Origin of the sequence: Dysgonomonas termitidis (assembly GCF_042654545.1) — a bacterium.
In the GTDB taxonomy this organism is placed as follows: domain Bacteria; phylum Bacteroidota; class Bacteroidia; order Bacteroidales; family Dysgonomonadaceae; genus Dysgonomonas; species Dysgonomonas termitidis.
Map to the genome: position 1 here is coordinate 1 of NZ_JBHSGN010000199.1, position 595 is coordinate 595.

The window sequence follows — 595 nt, forward strand, 5'->3', positions numbered from 1 at the left end:
CATATACATCATATCCATAAAAGTTCCGGCCTTCAACGGACAGATAAACTTCTCCTCTTTCACCGCATTGTAATATATCTCTACGGCATAGTCGGTAGTTCCACCTCCCGGATGGGTAAGGTTGGATATAATACCCGGAAAACGTACCGAACGGGTATCCACCCCCCAGCGGTCATGGTAATAATCGCTAAGCAATTCGCCCATCACTTTGGTTATACCATACACGGTTTTCGGGCGCTGAACTGTATCCTGAGGCGTCCTGTCCTTTGGTGTATCAGGCCCGAAGGCGCCGATAGAACTCGGAGTGAACACAGCACAATTAAACTCCTTAGCTACATCGAGGCAATTCATCAGGCTGCCCACGCCCACATCCCATCCCAGCTTAGGATTTTTTTCGGCCGTTGCTGACAATATAGCAGCCAGATTGTAGATGGTATCTATCTTGTATTTCTTCACTGCATCGGCGATCTGTTTTATGTCGGTGGCATCTATCTCTACGGTGGGGCCCCAATCGAAAAAACCATCGGGATAAGGCGGCTTATAATATCCGCAGATTACATTACTGTCGCCGTAAATCGAGCGCAATCTGATACTT

1 protein-coding gene is annotated in these 595 nt (G+C 47.7%); it reads right to left on the reverse strand.

Annotated features, from left to right (window positions below; all coding sequences use genetic code 11):
- Nucleotides 1-595, reverse strand: a 595-nt coding sequence (locus ACFO6W_RS26125; protein ID WP_380002079.1) for an NAD-dependent epimerase/dehydratase family protein, incomplete at both ends; no start/stop codon positions are given.